This window comes from Sediminibacterium roseum (genome assembly GCF_009939005.1).
Taxonomy (GTDB): Bacteria; Bacteroidota; Bacteroidia; order Chitinophagales; family Chitinophagaceae; genus Sediminibacterium; species Sediminibacterium roseum.
Window position 1 is genome coordinate 1 of sequence record NZ_JAACJS010000001.1, and the last position, 1,329, is coordinate 1,329.

Sequence of the window (1,329 nt, forward strand, 5' to 3'; positions counted from 1 at the left end):
ATTCAGTTGCTCTTTTGTATTTCTTCCACCGCTTAGGGATCGTTCCCTCGGCTGTATGTGCTACTTCTGGTGTTAAATAATTCAAGCTGGCATGTGGCCTTCGACTGTTGTAGGCTTCTATTATACTATCAATTGCTTTCCTTGCTTCGTCGTGATTGCGGAAGAGTTTTCTTGGAATGAATTCTGATTTGATGATTCCGTTCATCCGCTCCGCCAGTGCATTTTCATATGGGCTTCCGTTTTGTGTCATGCTGATACCGACACCATTGTCCATAAGTATATCCACATAGCTACTTGAACAATATTGTACACCTCTGTCTGAATGATGTATCAGTATTCTATCATTAAACAGCCGATTAGATAATGCCATGTTAAGAGCTTCGATGCATCCTGCACTTTCTAACGATGGATGCAAACAATAACCAACAATTTTTCGGGAGTACGCATCAGTGATTAGCGATAGGTAACTGTAACCTTCAATCGTTTTGATGTAAGTAATATCCGATACCCAAACCTGTTCAGAGGCACACACTGGTGCATCTTCAATCAGGTTCGGATATTTCTTCAACCAATGGAAAGAATCTGTTGTAACAATGCTCCGTTTCCTTCGCCGAATAAGCATTCCATGGAAACGCAGTAAATCAAAAAGTTGATCGCGTCCCATCTTTATACCGTGATCTTTTAGCATCGGTTCAATCTTAAAAAGAAGTTTTCTTGTTCCGAGCATTGGCATTGTGTCTCGTAAATCTTTAACCAGCCGCAGCACGATCATGTGAGCGATACTTGTTTTCTTCTCGTAATTATATGCTTCGTAATATGCCTGCCTCGTTACACCAAACAGTCCGCATAGCTTCTCCAGGCCCAGAGTGGGATAAGCTTGCTTCATTCTTTTGACCGTTTGGTACCAGGCTTTTTTTTGATCTTAATTTGAAGGTCTTCCTCGGTCACTTTGATCATTGTTTCCAAACCGAGAATCTTGAGGTTTGCATACTCAAGCGCCTTTTCCAGTTGCCTGATCTGCTGTTTGAGTTCCAAAGCTTTTTTATCGTCTTCCTTACTCGATGACACGGTGGTGAGAGTTTTGTCCGTCAAACTTCCAACTCTTAAGCGAGTCATCCAAAGTTTTAAAGTGTTCCGATTGAGACCATGCTTCTTGCATGCACCCCAAATCGAGATCGATCCCGATTGGATCTGGCCGACGATTAACTCCATTTCATCTTTACTGCGCCGCTTCCATGGCACTTTGCTGAGCGGGCTTGGTTGGCTTTTCTGCTTTTTCTTTTCAGTCATCCTAGAGGCATTGCTGTAAAGCTATTTTAGGACTAGACA

2 protein-coding genes are annotated in these 1,329 nt (G+C 42.4%); both read right to left on the minus strand.

The window, feature by feature from the left end; genetic code table 11:
• A partial coding sequence (locus GWC95_RS00005; protein ID WP_237722010.1) for an IS3 family transposase occupies nucleotides 1-886 on the minus strand: 886 nt, incomplete at its 3' end.
• Nucleotides 883-1,290, minus strand: a complete 408-nt coding sequence (locus GWC95_RS00010; protein WP_161816620.1) for a hypothetical protein — start codon at nucleotides 1,288-1,290, stop codon at nucleotides 883-885. The genes GWC95_RS00005 and GWC95_RS00010, both read right to left, overlap by 4 nt.
• Nucleotides 1,291-1,329 lie beyond the last annotated feature (39 nt).